Origin of the sequence: Bacillus sp. FSL K6-3458, assembly GCF_038005045.1 — a bacterium.
GTDB classification, from domain to species: Bacteria; Bacillota; Bacilli; order Bacillales; family Bacillaceae; genus Bacillus; species Bacillus altitudinis.
The window spans coordinates 936,476-959,014 of the sequence record NZ_JBBOSI010000001.1; the positions used below are offsets into that span (position 1 = coordinate 936,476).

A 22,539-nucleotide genomic window follows, 5' to 3' on the forward strand; every position below is an offset into this window, starting at 1 on the left:
AAAGGAGGGATCGGTACATATCAGGCCGTTAACTGAAAATTTTAAATAAATCTTATGCAATACAAACACATCGTAAACTTTTTATTTTATAAAGTTTGCACTATAATAAATAAGGTGTAAATTTTCTGAAAATATATATCCGACTAATTGGAGGTGTCTCATTTGCTGAAACTAGAGAATGTATCTAAGACGTATAAAGGCGGAAAAAAAGCTGTCAAAAATATTGATTTAGAAATAGCAAAAGGAGAATTTATTTGTTTTATTGGACCGAGTGGCTGTGGTAAAACGACAACCATGAAGATGATTAACCGACTGATTGAACCTTCCTCAGGAAACATATTCATCGAGGGAGAAAACATTATGAAAAAAGATCCAGTCCAATTAAGAAGAGAAATTGGTTATGTGATTCAGCAAATTGGACTTTTCCCTCATATGACCATCGCACAAAACATTTCCCTTGTGCCGAAGCTGCTGAAGTGGCCGGAAGAAAAACGAAAAGAACGAGCGCGTGAATTGCTCAAACTCGTCGACATGGGGCCGGAATACTTAGAGCGTTACCCTCATGAACTCAGTGGAGGACAGCAGCAGCGTATCGGCGTTCTTCGCGCACTCGCAGCAGAACCCCCTTTAATCCTGATGGATGAACCATTTGGAGCACTTGACCCAATTACAAGAGATTCATTGCAGGAAGAATTTAAGAAACTGCAAAAAACGTTAAATAAAACAATCGTATTTGTCACACATGACATGGATGAAGCGATTAAACTTGCAGACCGCATTGTCATTTTAAAAGATGGAGAGATTGTCCAAGTGGGCACGCCAGATGACATTTTACGTAACCCTGCGAACGAATTCGTAGAAGAATTCATCGGGAAAGAACGTCTACTTCAGTCAAACCCGAATATGGAACGTGTGGAACAAATGATGAACACGTCTCCAGTCACAATTACCGTCGAAAAAACATTGACAGATGCCATCTTTATTATGAGAGAAAAGCGGGTTGATTCCCTGCTTGTCGTTGATGAAAATCATGTGCTAAAAGGCTATATCGACATTGAAACCATCGATGCAAACCGCAGAAAAGCAGCCTTCGTTGGCGATATTTTAAATACAGAATTTTATACAGTACAAGAAGGAGCGCTTCTTAGAGATACTGTCCGAAAGATCTTAATACGTGGCATTAAATATGTACCGGTTGTCGATGCAAAAGGGCACTTAAAAGGCATCGTCACACGTGCAAGTCTTGTAGATGTCGTATATGACTCTATTTGGGGAGAAGATACCCCGGAGGCTGTCACTGAAATGAACTAAGGGAGGTGTACACATGGATCAAATCATCGATTTTCTTGAGAAAAATGGTGGGGAACTCCTCACAAAAATGTGGGAGCATTTATACATTTCTTTAATTGCCGTTGTGTTAGGCATTATCGTGGCCGTTCCTTTAGGCGTCATTCTTACACGAATGAAAAGAGGCGCCGGTTTTGTCATCGGCATCGTGAATATCTTTCAAACACTCCCTAGTTTAGCGATTCTTGCATTTTTTATTCCTATTTTGGGAGTTGGAAAAATACCTGCGATCGTTGCGCTATTTTTCTATTCCGTTTTGCCTATTTTAAGAAATACGTATGCCGGTGTTCAAGGTGTGAACAAAAACTTGCTTGAATCTGGAAAAGGAATTGGCATGACGACATGGGAACAAATTCGTCTTGTGGAACTGCCGCTTGCTGTTCCGGTCATTATGGCAGGTGTCAGAACCTCAACGATTTATTTAATTGGATGGACAACACTTGCTGCTTTTATCGGTGGAGGCGGTCTTGGTGACTACATTTTAATTGGGCTTCAGCTTTACCAGCCGGAATACATTATTGCGGGTGCAATCCCTGTCACTATTTTAGCGGTCATCATTGACCTTACATTGATGAAGCTTGAGAAAAAAGTAACACCAGAAGGCTTAAAAGGATTGAAGGAAGTTTCATAAGGAGTTGGCTCATGTGAAGAATCGAAAAACAAAATGGATCAGTGCACTGCTTGCCGGATGCTTGCTATTCATAAGTGGCTGTTCACTTCCTGGACTAGCCGGCTCTTCAGGGAGCACGCTGCGAATCGGTGCACAAAACTTTACAGAATCAGAAATTATGGCCTATATGGTGGGAGACATCATTGAGCATTACACAGATAAAAAGACAACCATTGTGAAGAATTTAGGCTCGAATACGGTGCAGCAAAAAGCAATGGAAAACGGGGATGTCGACATTTCAGCAACACGATATACAGGCACGGATTTAACAAGTACGCTAGGAATGGATGCAGAAAAAGATCCAAAGCGTGCAATGGAAATCGTCCAGAAAGAATTCAAAAAACGCTATGATTACAAATGGTTTGATTCCTATGGGTTTGATAATACGTATGCCTTTGCTGTGACGCAGAAGATGGCGAAGGAAAACAACCTAGAAACAGTCTCTGATTTAAAAAAGAATGCCAAAAATTATCGCTTCGGTGTGGATAATATTTGGCTGAAAAAGAAAGGTGACGGTTACGAAGGGTTTGTGAAAACATACGGAATTGAATTTGGAAGCACTTTTCCGATGCAGATCGGTCTAGTCTATGACGCATTGAAAAATGAAAAAATGGATATTGTGCTTGCCTATTCAACAGATGGCCGGATCAAAGCGTATAATCTCAAAATCTTAAAAGATGATAAACGATTCTTCCCACCATACGATGCATCACCAGTTGTCCCTGAGAAGGTATTAAAAGAAAATCCAGGACTGGACAAGGTGATCAACAGGTTGATTGGAAAAATCGATACCGAACAAATGCAAGAGCTCAATTATCAAGTCGATGGAGAACTAAAAGAACCAGCGACTGTTGCGAGAGATTTTCTAAAGAAACACAATTACTTTGAGTAAGATTGGGAGGTGTCAGAGCTGATGGACACACTACAGCAATTATGGGCGTATTATCAACAGAACGGTTCATATGTGTTAGAAGAATTTTACCGGCATTTCCTCATGTCAGCGTATGGGGTATTGTTTGCGGCAATTGTGGGAATACCAGTCGGCATCTTTGTGGCGCATTACCGCAAACTGAGCAATTGGGTGTTCGCGATAACCAATGTCATTCAAACCATTCCAGCGTTAGCGATGCTTTCTGTGTTGATGCTTGTATTAGGACTTGGTGCAAATACAGTCATCTTATCACTCTTTTTATATTCGCTTCTGCCGATTATCCGTAACACGTACACAGGTATTGTCAGCATTGAGCATGCCTATTTAGAATCGGGGAAAGCGATGGGTATGACGAAATGGCAAGTGCTGAGAATGGTTGAATTACCGCTTGCTTTATCTGTCATTATGGCTGGTTTAAGAACCGCACTTGTGATCGCAATCGGTATTACAGCGATTGGGACATTTGTTGGTGCTGGAGGACTTGGTGATATTATCATCAGAGGATCAAACGCGACAAACGGAACAGCCATTATTTTAGCAGGTGCTATTCCAACTGCGCTCATGGCCATTATTGCCGACCTTGTCATGGGCTGGCTTGAACGCTATTTAAGCCCAACCAACAAGAAAAAAGAAAGCAAGGCGTTAGCTGAAAAAAACATGACGTCCGCATAAATGCTTGAAAAGACAAAACCTCCTCTACATCTGTAGGGGAGGTTTTTTTATCATGATTAGGCGGCTCACATCAGGAGACATTTATGATTCAAGTGTGATCCATTCAGAGGACCACTTCGCAATTTCCTCAAAAACGGGTGCAAGTGAGCGCCCCATATCAGTTAATGAATACTCAATACGCACGGGTGTTTCAGCAAAAACCTCCCGTTTTACAATGCCTGCTGCTTCCAGCTCTTTTAATCTCTCAGATAAAACCCTTCCGCTTAAATTGGTCAGAGCTGCTTCGATTTCACTAAAGCGCTGCGAACCTGAGAGAAGCTGAAAAACAATCAGTGCCACCCAGCGTTTACTTAATAACTCAACTGCTTTTTCAAACCGTGGGCACATATCAGATTGATTCATCTTTCTTCACTCCAATCTGAACCCATTATACCGTAATTCTGTCAAAAATCGGCGCAAAAAGCTTGTCAATGATCAAAACATTTTACGATGACGAACGGCTGTTTAGTAGAAATAACAAATAGCGATTTAAATCCTCTATTTCATGTTTAGAAAGGGTGGACCATATGTCCCCATTAAATATTTCAAGATCATCAAGTTCATAGTGCTCTGCTGCTTCTTTTATTTGGGTAAAAGCCGTTTCTTCTTCCTTTATGACATAGGCAGAAGATGCTTCTTCAATATACCCTGCAGCCTGCATCATGTCCTCATAAGGTACTTTTAATGCACTTGCTAGTTTTTTAATTGTAGGAGGTTTCGGAATGCCGCGTTTCCCGTTTTCAATCCGAGAAATACCAGCAGCGCTGACCTCTGAATACATCGCTAATTGGTTCACCGATAGTTTCCTTTTCTCACGTAATGCTCTTAAATATGCACCGAAGTTCATCAACTCAAAACCTCACATGGTTAAAGATTAGTTATCTCTAGTGTACTCGATTTGTTGACTATTGGCAATAAGTGCACCATGAAAATATTGACATTAGTTAATGGTGGATGTATCTTATGTTTATGCCCCGCTATTTGTTCGCCTTTTTTTGGTTAATGAGCGTGAGAAAGTATTGATTCAGCTGGCTGATGTCTTGTGCGGTGAGTGTTTCCCATTGGTCTCCATCGAAAATAGGGAGATGTTCTACATCCTTTTGAAGCGCCGTTTGATAGATTTTTAATATGGATTCATATTTCGGTTTCATTTCATGCACTTTTTCCTGTTCAATATAACCGGCAAGCAGCATTAAATCCTCATAGGGCACCTTCAAAGCGCGTGCTAATTTTTTTATGGTTAAAGGCTTTGGCACACCACGCTTTCCATTCTCAATCCGAGAAATACCGGCAGCGCTTACGCCTGAATACATGGCGAGTTGATTGACAGACATCTTTCTATTCTCTCTTAAAATGCGTAATTGTTCACCAAAGTGATTCATGTCATCGAACCTCACATTTCAGTATATGACTTATTTTAGTATGATCATTGACCAAAGGAAATAGAAAGGGCGTAAAAGTGTTGACATAAGTTAATGAATCCGGGAGATATGAGAATCCTACATGTTGTACATATTGATCCCATAGGAGGTTGTAATGATGGTCGAAAAGATTCAGATCAGGCGGGCTTTTGTGATGCAGTATATGATCGAAAACGATATGTCTTTAAATCAGCTCGCAGATGAAATTGGCATCTCTCCTGCCACACTCAGCAGGGTATTGAATGGTCACCGGAAGCCAGGACAGCTTGTCATTGGCAAAATGATTCATTACTTTGATAAAAAATTTGAAGATTTATTTTACTATGAAGATGTTGACAAAAGTCAATGAATGAAATCATTGTTTGATCATTAAGGAGGCGGGCTTCATTGAAAAGAACTGGAATGGTAAGACACATTGATTCGCTTGGCAGAATTGTTCTGCCTTCAGAAATGCGGAAGGTACTCAATATAAAGGAAGAGCAGCTGTTAGAAATTTTCATCGAAGATCAAACCATTATGCTGAAAAAATATGATGCAGATAAGAGCTGTTTATTAACTGGCCAAATAACGAAATACAACAAAAGCTATGGAAATGGTAACGTCGTGCTGAGTCCTGAAGGAGCTGAACGGTTGTTAGTAGAATTAAAACAGCTCTTAAAAGAAGAAGCAACTCGCTAAAAACGCTTTTTAACCTCAAAAATTGCATATAAAAATGCTGCATACAATCCATTGGAGCGAAATTGAATCAAAATGACATATAAAGTCGACAATATATAGGAAATCTTTATTTTGATGTTTCGTGACATGCACCTTGTTTTCATGTAAAATAAAGTTATGTGTACCAGTTTGTCTGGAGGTGTTTTCATGCACGCATTTGTTATCACATTACTCGTAATTGTCAGTATCGCACTTATCATCGTTGTATTATTACAATCAAGTAAAAGTGCAGGACTGTCAGGCGCTATTTCAGGTGGAGCCGAGCAGCTTTTCGGTAAGCAAAAAGCGAGAGGTCTTGACTTGATTCTTCACCGATTAACTGTCATTTTGTCAGTGCTTTTCTTCATCTTAACACTTGCATTGGCATATTTAGGCGTGTAGGCGCGAGTAACAGAAGGTCTGATCTTTTTTCAGACCTTTTTTTATTATCAGCACTCTTTTGTGTTTGTTTCATACATACAAGTGGAAAATATAAACCATATCAGAAGGAAAGGAAGTCACATCATGAAAGTTGTTACACCAAAACCATTTACGTTTAAAGGTGGAGAAAAGGCGGTGCTTCTTCTTCACGGTTTTACTGGGAATACAGCCGATGTTCGTATGCTTGGGCGTTATTTGAATGAAAGAGGCTATACATGCCATGCACCTCAATACAAAGGACACGGTGTACCGCCAGAGGAGCTTGTTCATACAGGTCCTACAGATTGGTGGAAAGATGTAGAAGAAGGCTATCAATTTTTAAAAGACGAAGGTTATGAGGAAATTGCGGTCTGCGGACTATCCCTCGGAGGAGTTTTTTCATTGAAATTAGGTTACACTGTACCTGTAAAGGGAATTGTACCTATGTGTGCACCTATGTACATAAAAAGTGAAGAAGTCATGTACCAGGGTGTACTAGATTATGCCCGTAACTATAAAAAATTCGAGGGTAAGTCAGAGGATCAAATTGAGCAAGAGATGGAAGAGTTCAAGAAAACACCAATGGGTACACTCAAGGCTCTTCAAGAACTCATTGCAGATGTCAGAAACAATGTTGACATGATTTATTCACCTACTTTTGTTGTTCAGGCACGTCATGATCATATGATTAATACAGACAGTGCAAACATTATTTATAACGAAGTAGAGACTGATGAAAAACATTTAAAGTGGTATGAAGAATCGGGCCATGTTATCACGCTTGATAAAGAGCGGGAGAAGGTTCATCAGGATGTATATGCATTCTTAGAATCACTCGATTGGTCAATTTAAATATATAGGGGGTTAGAGTGTGCAAAAAGAAGAATTTATGGATGAATTACTTGCGTTTATGCAAGAAGAGGCGTACAAACCATTAACGGTACAGGAATTAGAAGTCATGATGGAAATTACCAATCCAGATGATTATAAAGAGCTCGTCAAAGCACTTGTGATATTAGAGGATCAGGGACTGATCGTCCGTACCCGCAGCGACCGCTATGGTGTACCGGAAAAAATGAACTTGGTCAAAGGGAAGCTGTCTGCGCATGCAAAAGGATTTGCATTTGTGACACCAGAAGAGTTTGGACAGGATGATATTTTCATTCCGCCAAATGAGCTAGGCACAGCAATGAATGGCGACACCGTCATGGTTCGTGTCAGCCACAAATCAAATGGCACCAAAAAAGAAGGAACGGTCATCCGTATACTAGAGCGTAATACTCAGACGGTTGTCGGTACCTATACAGAAACGAAAAGTTTTGGTTTTGTCATTCCTGATGATAAAAAAATCACAAACGATATCTTCATTCCAAAATCCGCTAAAAACGGAGCGGTTGAAGGTCATAAAGTCGTTGTCACGCTGACAAGCTATCCAGAAGGTAGAATGAGCGCAGAAGGTGAAGTGACTGAAATCCTTGGTCACAAAAATGACCCTGGCATCGATATTTTGTCGATTATTCATAAACACGGGCTACCAGGTGAGTTTCCGGAAGAAGCGCTCCAGCAGGCAGTAGACACACCTGAAACGATCGATGAAAAAGACTTAGAGGGCAGGCGTGATCTGCGCAACGAAACGATTGTGACGATTGATGGTGCAGATGCAAAGGACTTAGATGATGCGGTAACCGTGCAAAAGCTCGATGATGGCAAATATAAGCTCGGCGTGCACATTGCAGACGTTTCTCATTATGTTACAGAGAATTCGCCGATTGATCAGGAAGCCTATGAGCGCGGAACGAGTGTGTATCTTGTCGACCGCGTTATTCCAATGATTCCTCATCGCCTGTCAAATGGCATTTGCTCATTGAATCCGAAAGTTGATCGTCTCACACTCTCTTGTGAAATGATCATTGATCGAAGTGGGAAAGTCGTCAAACACGAAATTTTCCAAAGTGTGATCAAAACGACGGAAAGAATGACCTATTCCGATGTGAATAAGATTTTAGTTGACCAAGATGAAGAGCTTTTAGACAAATACGAGCCGTTAGTACCAATGTTCCAAGAGATGGAGAAGCTTGCAGAAATTCTGCGTGACAAGCGAATGGAGCGTGGAGCAGTCGATTTTGACTTCAAGGAAGCAAAGGTGCTTGTAGATGATGAAGGCGCAGCGAAAGACGTAGTCATTCGTGAGCGTTCCGTTGCCGAAAAATTAATTGAAGAATTCATGCTGGTGGCAAACGAAACAGTTGCCGAGCATTTCCACTGGATGAATGTTCCGTTCATTTACCGAATTCACGAAGAACCAAATCCTGAGAAGCTTCAGCGCTTTTTAGAGTTCGTGACGACGTTTGGTTACATTGTGAAAGGAACGTCAACGAACATTCACCCGCGTGCTCTTCAAAGTGTACTTGATGCCGTCCGTGATCAGCCGGAAGAAGTCGTGATTCAAACTGTGATGCTTCGCTCGATGAAACAGGCGAAGTATGATCCAGAAAGCATTGGCCATTTTGGATTATCAACGGAATTCTATACACACTTCACATCACCGATCCGCCGTTACCCGGATTTAATCGTGCATAGGCTGATCAGAACCTATTTAATAGAGAAAAAGACAGACGAAGCGACCCTTGAAAAGTGGGGCCAACTGCTGCCAGAAATCGCAGATCATGCATCTACAATGGAGCGCCGCTCTGTTGATGCTGAGCGCGAAACAGATGACCTGAAAAAGGCAGAGTATATGCTTGATAAAATCGGTGAAGAGTTTGATGGTATGATTAGTTCCGTCACGAATTTCGGACTATTCGTTGAACTGCCGAATACGATAGAAGGTCTTGTCCATGTGAGCTACATGACTGACGACTACTATCGTTTTGATGAACAGCACTTTGCTATGATCGGTGAACGTACAGGGAATGTATATCGCATTGGTGACGAAATTACTGTCAAAGTGGTGAGTGTGAATAAAGATGAGCATTCCATTGATTTTGAAATCGTCGGGATGAAAGGCACTCGCCGTAAATCACCAAAAGACTTCAAGTTCAAAAAACGGACAGATCCACCAGCCAAAAAAGGACGCGGAGGTCAAAAGGCCTCTGGGGAAAAAGGCAAAGAGGATAAAGGCGGCGACTGGTTTACAGGTCGTAAAAAGAAGAAAAAGAAAAAACGCGTTTTTGATAACGCACCGAAACAAAAGCGCAAAAAGAAAAAGTAACGTGACAAAAAGCAAATAGGGCACCATGCTCTATTTGCTTTTTGACCACGTGGCAGCAGCATTGTCGAAAGCTGGATTGTTTGATAAAATAATCCGTACGATTTGGACCGTGTCTGTGTCAAAAGGAGGGTGTACGCCAATGCCAAAGGGAGAGGGAAAGGTTGTTTCCCAAAATAAAAAAGCCAATCATGATTATTTTATAGAAGAAACATACGAAGCCGGCCTTGTATTACAAGGAACTGAAATCAAATCCATTCGAGCAGGAAAAGTGAATTTAAAAGATTCCTTTGCCAAAATCGAACGAGGAGAAGTGTTTCTTCACAATATGCACGTGAGCCCATACGAGCAGGGGAACCGTTATAACCATGATCCGCTCAGAACGAGAAAGCTGCTTCTTCATCGCAAGCAAATCAGCAAATTGATTGGTGCGACAAAGGAAGAGGGCTACTCACTTGTTCCCATTAAACTCTATTTGAAAAATGGCTTTGCCAAAGTGCTAATTGGAGTCGGTAAAGGGAAGAAAAAATATGATAAACGTGAAGATCTGAAGAAAAAAGATGCGAAACGTGAAATCGAGCGTGCTTTCCGTGACCGGCAAAAGCAATTCTAGACGCATGCAGATGGCTTGCTGAGAGCGGAAGCATTATGCTACAATATGTTATGCAGTAAACAATCATTGTCGTCTTTTTACAGAAACCACCAGTTGTTTCGAGCGATGAGATTGTTATAATAGTCATATACGGAAGCAGTTAAGCTAAAGAACGTTTCCATCCCGTATATCCCTTTTACAAGGGGACGTTACGGATTCGACAGGGATGGTTCGAGCTTAGGCTGCGAGCCGAGAGGCGATCTCGTTAACACGCACCTAAATGTAACTGGCAAAACTAAAAGTTTTAACCAAAACTTAGCACTAGCTGCCTAATAAGCGCAGCGAGCTCTTCCTGACATCGCCTATGTGTCTGTGAGGAGCCCAATGAAGTAGGCTACGCTTACGTTTTCGTCTGAGGACGTAAGAAGAGATCCATCAGACTAGCTCTCCAAGCGCCCGTCAGCAGGCATGAGGATGAGTGAACACGTAAATATGTTGACTACGCTCGTAGACGCTTAAGTAATCGATGTCTCTGGACGTGGGTTCGACTCCCACCGTCTCCATCAAAACTTTTAGAATGTAGTCGTATCAAGGGTTTGAAAGCCCTTGGTGCGGGTCTGGCATCTTTAAAAAATGAATGGTTATATGAAATGACGCTATCACAGCGTCATTTTTCTTTGCTATTAGAAACTTAAACAATCTGAATTTTAAACAAAACTGGATGTTATCATACAGACAAAATACGTTCTTATTATTTTTATTTCAAGTCGGCTAGAACAGTGGTTTTTTTATGTTAAGTATGATAAATTGTTGTATCATAGAAGTATAGATGAAAACATTTTGGATAAACGAATTTCTAGTGAGTCGTCTTTTTAGACGAATCTTTTTTTTGAATAAAAACACGTTTTTGTTATAATATTTATTGTTTTTTAAATCATATTAAGTGATGAAAAGATCAAACATTGTTGTTTATATAAAATTTGGAAGAGGGATCTTATGTTATTTACTATTGTTATTCCTTATAAGGATACCAATAAAAAGTATACTGATAACTGCATGAAAAGTTTAGATGATCAAATTTTTAAAGATTTCGAAGTACTTTTGGTCCATCAAGATAGTCAACACCTAGAAGAAATTTTAGCGCCTTATACTTTTAATTATAGAACAATCAATATGGGACCTCATACAAATGCAGGCATTAGTAGAAATAAAGGCATAGAAGAAGCTCAAGGAGAGTACATCTTATTTTTAGATGCTGATGATTTCTTACATCCCAATGCGCTGATATATGCAAAGCAAATCATTGATCAAGAACAATTGAATGTTTTTAAGCTGAAAGTGAAAAAGACAATTGTAGACAGAAACACAACATTAAAGGAAAAGAAGCAGGCTTTGTATCAGCATGATACGTTGGATAATTTAAGTCATGTTTTGAAAAAATTAAATGTTGATGCAAATGAAAACGAAGTCATGCAGATGCTTTTTGAGGAGAATGTTGTATCAGCTCATTATCATGAAATTGCAAAAGAAAAGTTCTTTAAGAAGATTTCTTATCAATTAAAATCACATGGGTTCGTTATTCAAAAGAAATATTTGTTGAACAATCAAATACAGTTTGATGAAAGCGCACCATTGTATAGTGATATTCCGTTCTTAATGAAAATTTATCAAGATGCATTCTCTATTTTGGAAACATCAATTTGTCTATACTATAAGCTGATCCATAACGATCCTATCAATTTCCCTTCACTTTCCCAGGAAGAACAGGATCATCGATTTGAAGAAATGTTCCGAACATTAAGCAAATCAATCGAACAATGTGACGATTTGGCTTTAGTGAAACAAGTGAAGCTTGAAGCGATTAGCCAATATTTATATAAGGTTGTAAAAAGCCCATTGTTTAAAGAGGGCATTCAAAGTTTAACGCCTATTTATCAGTCCTGTCAGACCATTTTGAATGCAGAGTCAAATCCAATCAAACTGAAGAGAAGACATTCAAAAGAAATTAATGCAATTAAGGTCGGGAATTATCATAAGGCATATCGTCTGAGTAAAAAGAGAGTTCTCTATTATAATCTGTATCAGGGCATAAAACCGAAAAAGAAGAGAGCGAGACAAAGAATCGTTCAACAATTGTTCTTCTCAAGATTGCCTATTAAACCTAACACCATTGTCTATGAAAGCTTTTTAGGAAGAAACTATTCGGATAGCCCTAAGGCGATATTTAAATATCTTCTTGAGCATGAGCCAAATCAATGGAAGCATGTTTGGATTCTGAATGATAAAGAAATGGTGGCAAATGAAGAAGAATTTCAGCACAAGAACGTTAAAGTAATTAAGCGATTTAGCTGGAGCTATTTTTACTATGTCACAGTGGCAAAATATTTTGTTTTAAACATGAGACAGCCAAAGTCGCTTTATAAAAAAGATGAACAAATTATCTTATCTACATGGCATGGTACACCACTTAAGAAATTAGTATTTGATATGGATAATGTAGTATCTGCAAATCCAGATTATAAAAAAGAATTTTATTTACAATCTCGAAAATGGGATTACCTAATTGCAGCAAACCCATATTCTGAAAAAATCTTCGAAAGTGCATTTATGTATCCGAAAGAAAAAATATTAACATATGGCTATCCAAGAAATGATATTCTGAAAAACTTTACAGAAGCAGATAAAGTAAAGATTAAATCGAAGCTTGGTATACCTGCTGATAAAAAAGTCATTTTATATGCTCCAACATGGAGAGATGATGAATTTCATAAAGCAGGGCAATACAAATTTAATCTCACTTTAGATTTAAATTTGTTAAAAGAAAAGTTAGGCGAAGAATATGTCATCATTTTACGAATGCATTATTTCATTTCAGATAATATTGATTTAACAGGGTTTGAAGGGTTTGCCTTTGACTATTCTAAATATAATGATATCAATGATTTATATATTTCAAGTGATATCCTTATCACGGATTACTCGTCTGTATTCTTTGATTTTGCAAACCTAAGGCAGCCGATTCTTTTCTTTACGTATGATATTGATAAATACAAAGATGTGCTGAGGGGTTTTTATATTGATGTCGAAAAAGATCTGCCAGGTCCGTTATTGTATACGTCTGAAGAAGTGCTTCATAGCATTCAGAACATTGAAAGCGTAAAAGATGCTTACAAGGAAAAATACGATGTATTCCATGAAAGATTCTGTTCACTAGAAGATGGAAAAGCAAGTGAACGAGTGGTGAAGGAAGTATTTACTCGTAATCATTAAAGTTAAACCTCTACTTGCGATGGGACAAGTAGAGGTTTTTTCTATTACTAAGTCAAGCGTTCCTCTGAAAAGACTGGATCATTCGAACAAACAAAGGACAAACCACAATCAACGCCATCATCATCAAAAGCCCATCCGACATGATCTCCACAAATGTTGTCTGAATCACATAAACCGCAAGCAGCAGCAAATAACTCATTAAAAATAACAGCTTAGATCGTTTCTTCTGAAATGGCTTCTCTAAAAGAATCAGCATAAACAAACCTGCCATGATGATCAAAAAAGTCATCTCCTATCAAGCCTCCTTTTCATTCATCTCCACATTGTACAGATATTTCACTTGCTACAATATGCTTTATCCTTAAATTAAGTAAGAAGTAATAAATAGATGGGGCGCCACGACTAGTAAAATGACGAACGCTTTCCAAAAAAACGCCAACCAAATCAAAATCACATCTTCCCATTTGAGACGTCCTCATATATAGTAAGATTAGACTAGTTCTAAATAACTGAAATTGGGGCGTTTACATGGATTCGATTGTTTTACATTTTATTGTGATCATGAGTGTTTCTGGCATTCTGTCCGTAATATTATCAATCATTGCTCATGCAAATCGCCATCGGTATATTGGCTGTCAATTGTTTATGTATATGTCTGGAGCAACTGCGATTTATATTTTTGGACATACATTTGAATTATTGGCGCGCACCCCTCAAGAAATTACATTTTGGGTTAGTTTTCAATACATAGGTCTTCCGTTTATTGCACCGTTCAGCCTGATGATTGTGCTGCAGTTTACTGGTTTCCATCAATATGTAACAAAGCGCCGCGTGCTTCTCTTCTTGTTGATTCCAATTTTAACCACCATTCTGGTGTTCACCAACTCTTTTCATTCACTCTTTTACCGAAGCATCACGATGAATACAGTAGACGGGTTTTTATTAGCTGATTTTACCATTGGTTATTGGTATATCATTCATGGGGTCTATACATTTGGCTGTTCTATGCTCGCTATTTTTATGCTGCTTTGGTTTTTACGTGTGAAGAAAGAATATTTGAAACAGGTTCTGATCTTGCTCGTTGGAATATTATTGCCGATCACGACCTCTTTTATCTATTTATTAGGTGTCACGCCTTTTCACATTGACCCAGTACCAGTGGTGATGTTTTTAACCAACGCACTCTACTTATGGGCGATTATGTCTTTTCATCTCTTTAAGCTCTCTCCCATTGCAATGGAGCGTGTGTTTGAACATATGTCAGAAGGTGTTCTTCTATTGGATCGATACCGAACACTGATTGATTATAATCCTGCGGCTGCATTGATCATTCCTGTGCTCGCTAAAAAGGGAATCGGCTATAAAATCGATGATATATTCTCAGGGATCATCAAAGAGCCAGCGTTTATACAGTGGCTGCGTTCTCCGAAGGATCATTCACAGTATGATTTAATGTGGGAAAAAGAGCAGAACTTCTATTATCATCTCACTGCTTCTTCTCTTTTTAATAGAAGAGGCGAAGTCGAGGGCAGGCAAATTGTGATTAGCGATGTTACGGAGCAGCGACTATTGCAGGAAGAGCTGGAGCGTCGAGCATATATTGATGGTTTGACGAATATCTTCAATCGGTCTTCCTTTATTGAACGAACGCAGATGTTATTGGAAGAGGATGCGCAGGATACTGCGATATTGCTATTTGATATTGATTTCTTTAAACAAATCAATGATACGCATGGACATCATATTGGAGACGAGGCGTTGCGTCATGTTGTGTCCATTTGTCAGCAGCATTTGAAGATGGATGATTTATTTGGCCGATATGGTGGAGAAGAGTTCGCCATTTGTCTGCCGCATCATTCATTTGAAGAGGCATGTCATATTGCGGAACAGATGAGACATTCATTTGAAGTGAGTTTCTTTCAGACAGATGAGAAAAAAGTAAGAGTGACAGCAAGCTTTGGCGTCGCCCATACAGCGAATGATCCCTCTATATTAGAAACGCTTCTATTTGAGGCAGATCAAGCCTTGTATATGTCAAAACGCCAAGGACGTAATCGGATTTATGCATCAACTGGTTCGGACTATATGCTATACCAAAAGCAGGATCTTCCGCCTGCTTCTCATTGACTGTTGTCCTTCATTTAGATATGATAAACATAACATTTGAACGGTTTCCTAAAGGGGAGTAGCTTTTACGGTTTGGTCGTCATTACAGAAACATCCGTTGTTTCTCGGCCATTCCGGCATGAACATGTTAGCCAGACCTTTGCCTATCACACATGAGGCAAAGGTCTGGCTTTTTTTAAGGTCTTTTTGCATCTGTGTGGTTGGAAGCTGGACAAATGAGGGGTTTCAACATACAGATGAAAGGATGATGGATCTTGAAACAATATGTGATGGCGTTTCTATTTACCGGTACGTTTTTGTTAAGTGGATGTTCAGGACTGCTAGACCAAGTGAACGATACAACGACATATGTCACAGAGGCAAATGAGTATGTGACGGATATTCAGCAATTCACAGAGGATTTTCCACAGCTTGCGGAAGAAGCTGTACAAGATGCTGCCAAAAGAGTAGATTTGACGCAGCAGCTAGAATCATTGAAAGCAGACATTCAAGAATTTAATGAACTCACAGCCCCATCAATAGCAGAAGACCTGCATGCACAAATCATGGAGAAAAATAAAGTGCTGTCAGAGGAGATTCAAACCTATTTACAGCAATTGAAAATGGACAACTTCGATGCTGCAGCTATTTTAGAGGATCAGCAAGGCCTCATGAAGCAGCTTCAGCAATCGGTCAGCCTTTTGCAAGATATTGAACAACTAACAAACTAGGATAAGCAAACGGTGATCACAGCATATCTTTGCCTTTTCAGGTGAAGATATGCTTTAATTGAATGTAACACAAGTATGATAGAAAAAAGGTGATCAGATGACAGAACATGAAGAAAGACATATCGCTTCGCCTAGAGCTGAAAAGGAAAAAGAGCAATTAATCAATCGCTTAAAACGAGTGGAAGGTCAAGTGCGAGGGATTCAGCAAATGATTGAAAACGATCGTTACTGCATAGATGTCGTGAATCAAATTTCTGCTGTCAATGCAGCATTAAAAAAAGTGAGTCTTCAATTAATGGAAAAGCATACACATCACTGCGTAGCGGATGCCATTAAGAGCGGTAATGGGGATGAAGCCATTGAGGAGTTAATGAATGTCTTCACGAAGCTGACAAAATCGTAGCAAAAAGCGGATCATTTATGTTTACAATTATACCCTACTAGGGTATAGTAAAATTAGAAAATGATTGATGGAGGCGATGAGAAGTGGAACAAGCAACACTACAAGTGCAAGGCATGTCTTGCGGACATTGTGTGAAAGCAGTCGAAGGAAATGTAGGAGAATTAGCAGGTGTTGAATCTGTGAAAGTCCATTTAGATAAGGGTCAGGTGGAGGTTTCCTTTCACCCAGATCAAATCACGTTACACCAGATCTCTGATGTCATTGAAGAACAGGGATATGATGTCGTATAAAATGAGCATACGTGCTGCATAAGACAGCACGTATTTTTTAAAAAATAACAATACCCCCATGGAGTATGTGGAGAGGTGAGATAAATGAAAAAAGAAATTGATTTTCAAATTACGGGAATGACTTGCGCCGCCTGTGCAGGCCGCATTGAAAAGGGCTTGAACAGGTTGGAAGGTGTGGACGACGCCAGTGTGAACTTTGCACTTGAAACATCCCACATTGTGTATGAAACAGAACAACTCACAGCAGGGGATCTAAAACAAAAAATTCAATCTCTTGGCTATGATGTGGTGGTGGAGCAAGCCGAATTTGATATAGAGGGAATGACATGTGCGGCTTGTGCAAACCGAATTGAGAAAAAAGTCAACCGGATGGATGGTATTGATCAAGGATCAGTGAACTTTGCGCTTGAGTCACTTCAGGTGACATATCATCCAGGGAAAATATCTCCAAGTGACATAAAAGAGGCTGTGAAATCCATTGGATATTCATTAATTGAACCAGCCGAAGAGCATGCAGAGGAAGGGAAAAAAGACCATCGCCAAGTAGCGATTGAGAAACAAACGGCACGCTTTTTGTTCTCGATGATTTTGTCATTGCCTCTTCTTTGGGCAATGGTCAGTCATTTTTCTTTCACATCGTTTATTTGGCTGCCAGAAGCGTTTATGAATCCATGGGTTCAGCTCGCATTAGCAGCGCCCGTCCAGTTCATTGTCGGCTGGCCTTTTTATGTAGGTGCTTATAAAGCGTTGAAAAATAAAAGTGCCAATATGGATGTCCTTGTGGCACTAGGGACATCGGCTGCTTTTTTCTATAGTTTATATGAAAGTATTCAATCAGCGGTTCAAGGCACACATGAAGCGGCCCTTTATTATGAAACGAGTGCTGTGCTGATTACGTTGATTGTGCTCGGAAAGTTAATGGAAGCAAGAGCGAAAGGGAGATCATCAGAAGCGATTCAAAAACTGATGGGCTTACAAGCGAAAGAAGCTGTGATAGAGCGAGATGGGAAAGAAATGACCGTTCCTATTTCTGAAGTGAAAGTGAATGATCTTGTGTTCGTCAAGCCAGGTGAAAAAGTCCCGGTAGACGGAGAAATCATCGAAGGAACAACAGCGATCGACGAATCGATGATTACAGGAGAAAGTCTGCCAGTTGATAAAACCACAGGAGATACAGTCATCGGGGCAACCATCAATAAAAATGGATTTGTGAAAGTGAAAGCAACAAAAGTAGGAAAAGAAACAGCTCTTTCACAAATCATTCGAGTCGTCGAACAAGCGCAAGGCTCAAAAGCACCAATTCAAAGAATGGCAGATCAAATTTCAGGGATATTTGTCCCCATTGTTGTAGGATTGGCTGTGCTCACTTTTCTGATTTGGTATATCTTTGTTGATCCAGGAAATGTGACAGCGGCCCTTGAAACCTTTATAGCAGTCATCGTCATCGCATGTCCTTGTGCGCTTGGCCTTGCTACACCGACCTCTATTATGGCAGGCAGCGGCCGGGCAGCTGAATCAGGTATTCTGTTTAAAGGCGGAGAGCATTTAGAGATAACCCAATCACTAGATACAGTAGTGCTAGATAAAACAGGGACTGTGACAAAAGGGGAGCCGAGTCTTACAGATGTGATTGCGTCTGCCAATTGGACAGAAGATAAGCTGCTTCAGTTAGCAGGATCGGCAGAACAGCAGTCAGAGCATCCACTTGCCAGAGCAATCACAGAAGGCATGAAGAACCGGGGTCTCCAAGCGGTCGAGGTAGAAGCCTTTCAAGCAGATCCTGGTCATGGAATTGAAGCAAGGGCTGCAGGACATGAGCTTTTGATTGGCACACGGAAGCTCCTAAAGAAACATTATATCAGCTGCGAAGCACTAGAAGCAGTTGTGACTGAGCTTGAAGAACAAGGAAAAACGGCGATGCTCATTGCCATTGACGGCGAGCCAGCAGGTATTGTCGCCGTTGCTGATACAATCAAATCGTCTTCTTCTCAAGCGGTCGCTCGTCTCAAAGAGCAAGGGATTCACGTCGTGATGATGACAGGAGATAACAAACGCACAGCAGAAGCGATTGCGAGTGAGGCAGGCATAGATCATGTCATTGCTGAAGTTCTTCCAGAGGAAAAAGCGGCTCATATTGCAGCGCTTCAGAAACAAGGAAAAAAAGTGGCGATGGTTGGAGACGGCATCAATGATGCCCCTGCCCTTGCAACAGCAAATATCGGGATGGCTGTCGGAACAGGTACAGATGTTGCCATGGAAGCGGCAGATATTACGCTCATGACAGGAGATCTCCATGCCATTGCAGATGCACTTGAATTTAGCAGAAAAACGATGAGAAACATTAAACAGAATCTATTTTGGGCACTTGCTTACAATTGTATTGGCATACCAGTCGCCGCATTTGGGTTGCTGGCACCATGGCTTGCAGGAGCGGCAATGGCCTTTAGTTCTGTATCGGTTGTGCTGAACGCACTAAGATTACAGCGATTGAAACCTGTCAGAGAGGGTGTGGCAAAATGAAGCTGAATGTCAAATTGGTGTGGACGTTGAGTGCTGTGATTTATGTAGCCTTTGTACTGATAGGCTATGCGATTTATGTCGAACTTTCTCCTCTTCAAGAGCCGCCAGCTGATCATATGCAACATGAGACTTCATCAGAAGCGAAGTCCTCGCATTCGGTGTAAGTCCTGCGCTTCGGTACTCGTCCTTTCTAGACTTCAATGGATTTCTTTCACAAAGAGCTAACATAAAGTTCATTTTAGCTCTTCTCAACAACCTGAGACTTCGCCAAAAGCGAAGTCTTTTTTTAACAATTTTGTGGAAAAACCCACCTTTTAAAAGATTTTTCATAAAAAATTCACTTCTTTTTGTTCCTTTTTGTCGTTTTTTGTAGGTTCATCGTTAAGATGCGATTAGGCAACAAAGAAAGCGTTATCAAAAAAAGGGGGTCCACGTATGAAAAAGTTAGGGTTAGCTTCTCAAATACTCATCGCACTTGTTTTGGGTGTTGTCGTAGGAGCACTATTTTATCAAAATGAAACCGTTATTAATGTGTTAACGCCGATTGGCGATATATTCATCCACTTAATTAAAATGATCGTTCTTCCAATTGTTATTGCTGCATTGATTGTAGCCGTTGCAGGTGTAGGCGATATGAAAACCATCGGAAGACTCGGTGGAAAAACGATTCTTTACTTCGAAATTGTGACAACGATTGCATTAGCAGTTGGACTGCTTGCAGCAAACGTTTTCCATCCTGGTACAGGAATTGATATGAGTAACATGGAGAAAGGCGATATCTCTAAATATGAAGAGACATCTAAGTCTTCTGCCGAAAAAGCTAGTTTCTCTGAAACGATTGTGCATCTTGTGCCAACAAACGTGTTCCAATCCATTGCAGAAGGTGATCTATTACCAACAATCTTCTTTACAGTGTTATTCGGATTAGGAATTGCAGCAGTTGGAGACAAAGGAAAACCAGTGTTAGGATTTTTTGAGGGCATCCTCGAAGCGATGTTCTGGGTGACCAATAAAGTGATGAAGTTTGCACCATTTGGTGTATTCGCGCTCATCAGTGTGACGGTGATCAAATTCGGGGTCGGAGCGCTTCTCCCGCTAGGTAAACTGGTACTTGTCGTTTACGGCACAATGGCATTCTTCGTTATTGTCGTACTTGGCATTATCGCAAAATTAGCTGGAACAAGCGTCTTTACACTATTTAGAGTGTTAAAAGAAGAAATCATTCTTGCATTCTCAACAGCAAGTTCAGAAGCTGTACTGCCTAGACTAATGGATAAAATGGAGAAGTTCGGCTGCCCGAAAGCGATCACGTCGTTCGTTATCCCAACAGGCTATACCTTTAACTTAGATGGAAGTGCCATCTATCAATCCATTGCCGCCATATTTGTTGCACAAATGTACGGCATGCCTCTTTCCATCTATGAGCAAATTACGTTACTATTAATCTTAATGCTCACATCAAAAGGAATGGCTGGTGTACCAGGTGCATCGATCGTTGTTGTGATCACAACACTTGGAGCAATGGGACTTCCACTTGAAGGACTTGCCTTCATCGTTGGGATCGACCGTATCCTTGACATGGTTCGTACAACTGTTAACGTATTTGGTAACTCACTTGCAGCCATTGTCATGTCTAAGTGGGAAAAAGTGTTTGATCAAGAGAAATCGAAGAAGTATATTGAGGAATTAAAACAACAAACAAAAGCAGCGTAAAAGGAGATCTTTTCAAATGACGAAGCTACAGGACAAGCAAGTTCGTATCGAACGAGACTTTCTAGGTGAAAAGGAAGTAGACACTCAAGCGTATTATGGAATTCAAACATTACGTGCAGTAGAGAACTTTCCAATTACTGGCTACCATGTTCATGAGGAACTCATCAAAGCATTAGGGATTGTCAAAAAGGCAGCCGCACTTGCAAATATGGATACAAAGCGACTATATGCTGGTCTTGGAGAAAAAATTGTTCAAGCCGCAGATGAGGTTATTGAAGGAAAATGGAACAATCAATTTATTGTCGATCCAATTCAAGGCGGGGCTGGCACTTCAATGAATATGAATGCCAATGAAGTCATTGCAAACAGAGCGCTTGAACTACTAGGAAAGGAAAAAGGCGCTTATACTGAGCTAAGTCCAAACACGCATGTGAACATGTCGCAGTCAACAAACGACGTTTTCCCAACAGCGATTCATATTTCAACATTGAATATGATTGAAAAACTACTTTATACGATGGAAAACATGCATCAAGTCATGACAGAAAAAGCGCAAGAATTCGATCATGTCATCAAAATGGGACGTACGCATCTTCAGGACGCTGTTCCAATCAGACTTGGTCAAGAGTTTAGTGCATATGCAAAGGTTCTTGCTCGTGATATTAAACGAATCAAGCAGTCTAGACAGCATTTATATGAAGTCAATATGGGCGCAACAGCAGTTGGAACAGGACTGAATGCTGATCCTAAATATATTCGCCAGGTAGTTGGTTATCTAGCTGACATTAGCGGATTGCCGTTAGTTGGAGCAGAAGATTTGGTCGATGCTACGCAAAATACAGATGCTTATACAGAAGTATCAGCTGCACTGAAAGTATGTATGATGAATATGTCCAAAATGGCAAACGATATTCGTTTGATGGCTTCAGGTCCTAGAGCAGGCTTTGGTGAGCTGCACTTGCCGCCGAGACAGCCAGGTTCATCTATCATGCCAGGGAAAGTCAACCCAGTGATGCCTGAGGTCATGAACCAAGTGGCATTCCAAGTCATTGGAAATGACCACACGATTTGCCTTGCATCAGAGGCTGGTCAGCTTGAACTGAACGTCATGGAGCCAGTTTTAATATTCAACTTACTACAGTCTCTCAGCATGATGAAAAATGTATTTGAATCCTTTGTCGATAACTGCTTGCGTGACCTAAAAGCAGATGAATCTAGATTAAAAGAATATGTAGAAAAGAGTGCTGGTGTCATGACGGCGGTCAATCCGCATATTGGTTATGAAGCTGCTGCACGAATTGCGAGAGAAGCGATTCTTACAGGCGTATCTGTACGTGAGCTTTGTCTGCAAAATGATGTGTTATCAGAGGAAGAGCTTGATGTCATCTTAAATCCTTTTGAAATGACGAAACCAGGTATTGCTGGTGCATCACTTTTAGAAAAGGATCGTTTAGAAGATTAAGCGGCATCATGAGAAGCGCACACCGACAAATGTCCGGTGTGCGTTTTT

At 40.3% G+C, this 22,539-nt stretch carries 23 protein-coding genes and 1 other RNA gene; 20 read left to right on the forward strand and 4 right to left on the reverse strand.

The features are described from left to right. The first annotated feature begins 162 nt into the window (after window positions 1–162). Genes MHH23_RS04805 through MHH23_RS04820 form a run of 4 tightly spaced genes read left to right on the forward strand, consistent with a single transcriptional unit; the run spans window position 163 to window position 3,620 of the window. Window positions 163–1,311 carry a betaine/proline/choline family ABC transporter ATP-binding protein gene (locus MHH23_RS04805; protein ID WP_135009680.1) on the forward strand — a complete coding sequence of 383 codons (1,149 nt, stop codon included), beginning with the start codon at window positions 163–165 and terminating at the stop codon, window positions 1,309–1,311. A 13-nt stretch (window positions 1,312–1,324) separates the two neighbouring features. After that, window positions 1,325–1,978, forward strand: coding sequence for an ABC transporter permease (locus tag MHH23_RS04810; RefSeq protein WP_024719832.1), 654 nt, complete (start codon window positions 1,325–1,327; stop codon window positions 1,976–1,978). A 13-nt stretch (window positions 1,979–1,991) separates the two neighbouring features. Further along, the gene (locus tag MHH23_RS04815) at window positions 1,992–2,909 is read left to right on the forward strand and encodes an osmoprotectant ABC transporter substrate-binding protein (RefSeq protein WP_008347678.1); all 918 of its coding nucleotides are present in this window, start codon (window positions 1,992–1,994) and stop codon (window positions 2,907–2,909) included. A 21-nt stretch (window positions 2,910–2,930) separates the two neighbouring features. Next, entirely contained in the window at window positions 2,931–3,620 is a 690-nt protein-coding gene (locus tag MHH23_RS04820; RefSeq protein WP_008347676.1) for an ABC transporter permease, read from the forward strand. Window positions 3,621–3,701: 81 nt separating this feature from the next. Here MHH23_RS04820 and MHH23_RS04825 read toward each other — a convergent pair whose 3' ends face one another. The 3 genes from MHH23_RS04825 to MHH23_RS04835 all read right to left on the reverse strand — a co-directional run bounded on the left by MHH23_RS04825 (window position 3,702) and on the right by MHH23_RS04835 (window position 5,041). Continuing rightward, window positions 3,702–4,022, reverse strand: coding sequence for a winged helix-turn-helix transcriptional regulator (locus MHH23_RS04825; RefSeq protein ID WP_007500199.1), 321 nt, complete (start codon window positions 4,020–4,022; stop codon window positions 3,702–3,704). 82 nt (window positions 4,023–4,104) lie between these two features. Beyond that, window positions 4,105–4,506: a helix-turn-helix domain-containing protein gene (locus MHH23_RS04830; RefSeq protein ID WP_159145118.1), complete on the reverse strand. Its 402-nt coding sequence runs from the start codon at window positions 4,504–4,506 to the stop codon at window positions 4,105–4,107. Between the two features lie 130 nt (window positions 4,507–4,636). Next, window positions 4,637–5,041: a helix-turn-helix domain-containing protein gene (locus tag MHH23_RS04835; RefSeq protein WP_007500204.1), complete on the reverse strand. Its 405-nt coding sequence runs from the start codon at window positions 5,039–5,041 to the stop codon at window positions 4,637–4,639. Window positions 5,042–5,195: 154 nt separating this feature from the next. On the opposite strand from MHH23_RS04835, the gene MHH23_RS04840 reads away from it, so the two are divergent. The 8 genes from MHH23_RS04840 to MHH23_RS04875 all read left to right on the forward strand — a co-directional run bounded on the left by MHH23_RS04840 (window position 5,196) and on the right by MHH23_RS04875 (window position 13,266). Then, window positions 5,196–5,429, forward strand: a complete 234-nt coding sequence (locus tag MHH23_RS04840) for a helix-turn-helix domain-containing protein (RefSeq protein ID WP_008347669.1) — start codon at window positions 5,196–5,198, stop codon at window positions 5,427–5,429. Window positions 5,430–5,467: 38 nt separating this feature from the next. After that, on the forward strand, window positions 5,468–5,758 hold the full coding sequence (locus tag MHH23_RS04845; RefSeq protein ID WP_008347666.1) for an AbrB/MazE/SpoVT family DNA-binding domain-containing protein: 291 nt from the start codon (window positions 5,468–5,470) through the stop codon (window positions 5,756–5,758). Window positions 5,759–5,944: 186 nt separating this feature from the next. Beyond that, entirely contained in the window at window positions 5,945–6,178 is a 234-nt protein-coding gene (secG, locus tag MHH23_RS04850; protein ID WP_003212746.1) for a preprotein translocase subunit SecG, read from the forward strand. 123 nt (window positions 6,179–6,301) lie between these two features. Beyond that, a complete protein-coding gene (locus tag MHH23_RS04855) occupies window positions 6,302–7,048 on the forward strand; it encodes an alpha/beta hydrolase (protein WP_008347663.1) in 747 nt (248 codons plus the stop codon). A 19-nt stretch (window positions 7,049–7,067) separates the two neighbouring features. Continuing rightward, on the forward strand, window positions 7,068–9,407 hold the full coding sequence (gene rnr / locus MHH23_RS04860; protein WP_024719828.1) for a ribonuclease R: 2,340 nt from the start codon (window positions 7,068–7,070) through the stop codon (window positions 9,405–9,407). Window positions 9,408–9,546: 139 nt separating this feature from the next. Then, complete coding sequence (gene smpB, locus MHH23_RS04865) at window positions 9,547–10,017, forward strand: SsrA-binding protein SmpB (RefSeq protein WP_008347658.1); 471 nt, start codon at window positions 9,547–9,549, stop codon at window positions 10,015–10,017. Window positions 10,018–10,198: 181 nt separating this feature from the next. Continuing rightward, window positions 10,199–10,562, forward strand: a transfer-messenger RNA (tmRNA) gene (gene ssrA / locus MHH23_RS04870). Window positions 10,563–10,992: 430 nt separating this feature from the next. After that, window positions 10,993–13,266, forward strand: a complete 2,274-nt coding sequence (locus MHH23_RS04875; protein ID WP_268430599.1) for a CDP-glycerol:glycerophosphate glycerophosphotransferase — start codon at window positions 10,993–10,995, stop codon at window positions 13,264–13,266. Window positions 13,267–13,318: 52 nt separating this feature from the next. On the opposite strand, the gene MHH23_RS04880 is transcribed toward MHH23_RS04875, so the two are convergent. Further along, window positions 13,319–13,555 (reverse strand): hypothetical protein, encoded by a 237-nt coding sequence (locus MHH23_RS04880; RefSeq protein ID WP_144679176.1) that lies wholly within the window; start codon window positions 13,553–13,555, stop codon window positions 13,319–13,321. A 239-nt stretch (window positions 13,556–13,794) separates the two neighbouring features. Here MHH23_RS04880 and MHH23_RS04885 point away from each other — a divergent pair, with 239 nt between their 5' ends. The 8 genes from MHH23_RS04885 (at window position 13,795) to aspA (ending at window position 22,491) form a co-directional block, all read left to right on the forward strand. Then, the gene (locus tag MHH23_RS04885; protein WP_340959000.1) at window positions 13,795–15,393 is read left to right on the forward strand and encodes a histidine kinase N-terminal 7TM domain-containing diguanylate cyclase; all 1,599 of its coding nucleotides are present in this window, start codon (window positions 13,795–13,797) and stop codon (window positions 15,391–15,393) included. Between the two features lie 254 nt (window positions 15,394–15,647). Then, window positions 15,648–16,103: a DUF6376 family protein gene (locus MHH23_RS04890; protein WP_301231756.1), complete on the forward strand. Its 456-nt coding sequence runs from the start codon at window positions 15,648–15,650 to the stop codon at window positions 16,101–16,103. 97 nt (window positions 16,104–16,200) lie between these two features. After that, a complete protein-coding gene (locus tag MHH23_RS04895; protein ID WP_017359234.1) occupies window positions 16,201–16,506 on the forward strand; it encodes a metal-sensing transcriptional repressor in 306 nt (101 codons plus the stop codon). Between the two features lie 83 nt (window positions 16,507–16,589). Then, complete coding sequence (gene copZ / locus MHH23_RS04900; RefSeq protein ID WP_017368060.1) at window positions 16,590–16,796, forward strand: copper chaperone CopZ; 207 nt, start codon at window positions 16,590–16,592, stop codon at window positions 16,794–16,796. Window positions 16,797–16,880: 84 nt separating this feature from the next. Then, window positions 16,881–19,316 (forward strand): heavy metal translocating P-type ATPase, encoded by a 2,436-nt coding sequence (locus MHH23_RS04905; protein ID WP_340959004.1) that lies wholly within the window; start codon window positions 16,881–16,883, stop codon window positions 19,314–19,316. Further along, the gene (locus MHH23_RS04910) at window positions 19,313–19,480 is read left to right on the forward strand and encodes a hypothetical protein (protein ID WP_203143668.1); all 168 of its coding nucleotides are present in this window, start codon (window positions 19,313–19,315) and stop codon (window positions 19,478–19,480) included. The genes MHH23_RS04905 and MHH23_RS04910 overlap by 4 nt, the downstream gene beginning before the upstream one ends. A gap of 271 nt (window positions 19,481–19,751) precedes the next feature. Then, window positions 19,752–21,029, forward strand: coding sequence for a cation:dicarboxylate symporter family transporter (locus MHH23_RS04915; protein ID WP_007500222.1), 1,278 nt, complete (start codon window positions 19,752–19,754; stop codon window positions 21,027–21,029). Between the two features lie 16 nt (window positions 21,030–21,045). Continuing rightward, on the forward strand, window positions 21,046–22,491 hold the full coding sequence (gene aspA / locus MHH23_RS04920; RefSeq protein ID WP_035701391.1) for an aspartate ammonia-lyase: 1,446 nt from the start codon (window positions 21,046–21,048) through the stop codon (window positions 22,489–22,491). Window positions 22,492–22,539 lie beyond the last annotated feature (48 nt).

What these genes read in the sequence shown, in the direction of transcription:
- aspA (WP_035701391.1), top strand. Translation starts at nt 21,046, where the DNA reads ATGACGAAGCTACAGGACAAGCAAGTTCGTATCGAACGAGACTTTCTA.
- MHH23_RS04835 (WP_007500204.1), bottom strand. Translation starts at nt 5,041, where the DNA reads ATGAATCACTTTGGTGAACAATTACGCATTTTAAGAGAGAATAGAAAG.
- MHH23_RS04855 (WP_008347663.1), top strand. Translation starts at nt 6,302, where the DNA reads ATGAAAGTTGTTACACCAAAACCATTTACGTTTAAAGGTGGAGAAAAG.
- secG (WP_003212746.1), top strand. Translation starts at nt 5,945, where the DNA reads ATGCACGCATTTGTTATCACATTACTCGTAATTGTCAGTATCGCACTT.
- MHH23_RS04915 (WP_007500222.1), top strand. Translation starts at nt 19,752, where the DNA reads ATGAAAAAGTTAGGGTTAGCTTCTCAAATACTCATCGCACTTGTTTTG.
- MHH23_RS04905 (WP_340959004.1), top strand. Translation starts at nt 16,881, where the DNA reads ATGAAAAAAGAAATTGATTTTCAAATTACGGGAATGACTTGCGCCGCC.
- MHH23_RS04885 (WP_340959000.1), top strand. Translation starts at nt 13,795, where the DNA reads ATGGATTCGATTGTTTTACATTTTATTGTGATCATGAGTGTTTCTGGC.
- smpB (WP_008347658.1), top strand. Translation starts at nt 9,547, where the DNA reads ATGCCAAAGGGAGAGGGAAAGGTTGTTTCCCAAAATAAAAAAGCCAAT.
- MHH23_RS04830 (WP_159145118.1), bottom strand. Translation starts at nt 4,506, where the DNA reads ATGAACTTCGGTGCATATTTAAGAGCATTACGTGAGAAAAGGAAACTA.
- MHH23_RS04820 (WP_008347676.1), top strand. Translation starts at nt 2,931, where the DNA reads ATGGACACACTACAGCAATTATGGGCGTATTATCAACAGAACGGTTCA.
- MHH23_RS04910 (WP_203143668.1), top strand. Translation starts at nt 19,313, where the DNA reads ATGAAGCTGAATGTCAAATTGGTGTGGACGTTGAGTGCTGTGATTTAT.
- MHH23_RS04840 (WP_008347669.1), top strand. Translation starts at nt 5,196, where the DNA reads ATGATGGTCGAAAAGATTCAGATCAGGCGGGCTTTTGTGATGCAGTAT.
- MHH23_RS04880 (WP_144679176.1), bottom strand. Translation starts at nt 13,555, where the DNA reads ATGACTTTTTTGATCATCATGGCAGGTTTGTTTATGCTGATTCTTTTA.
- MHH23_RS04810 (WP_024719832.1), top strand. Translation starts at nt 1,325, where the DNA reads ATGGATCAAATCATCGATTTTCTTGAGAAAAATGGTGGGGAACTCCTC.
- MHH23_RS04825 (WP_007500199.1), bottom strand. Translation starts at nt 4,022, where the DNA reads ATGAATCAATCTGATATGTGCCCACGGTTTGAAAAAGCAGTTGAGTTA.
- MHH23_RS04875 (WP_268430599.1), top strand. Translation starts at nt 10,993, where the DNA reads ATGTTATTTACTATTGTTATTCCTTATAAGGATACCAATAAAAAGTAT.
- MHH23_RS04895 (WP_017359234.1), top strand. Translation starts at nt 16,201, where the DNA reads ATGACAGAACATGAAGAAAGACATATCGCTTCGCCTAGAGCTGAAAAG.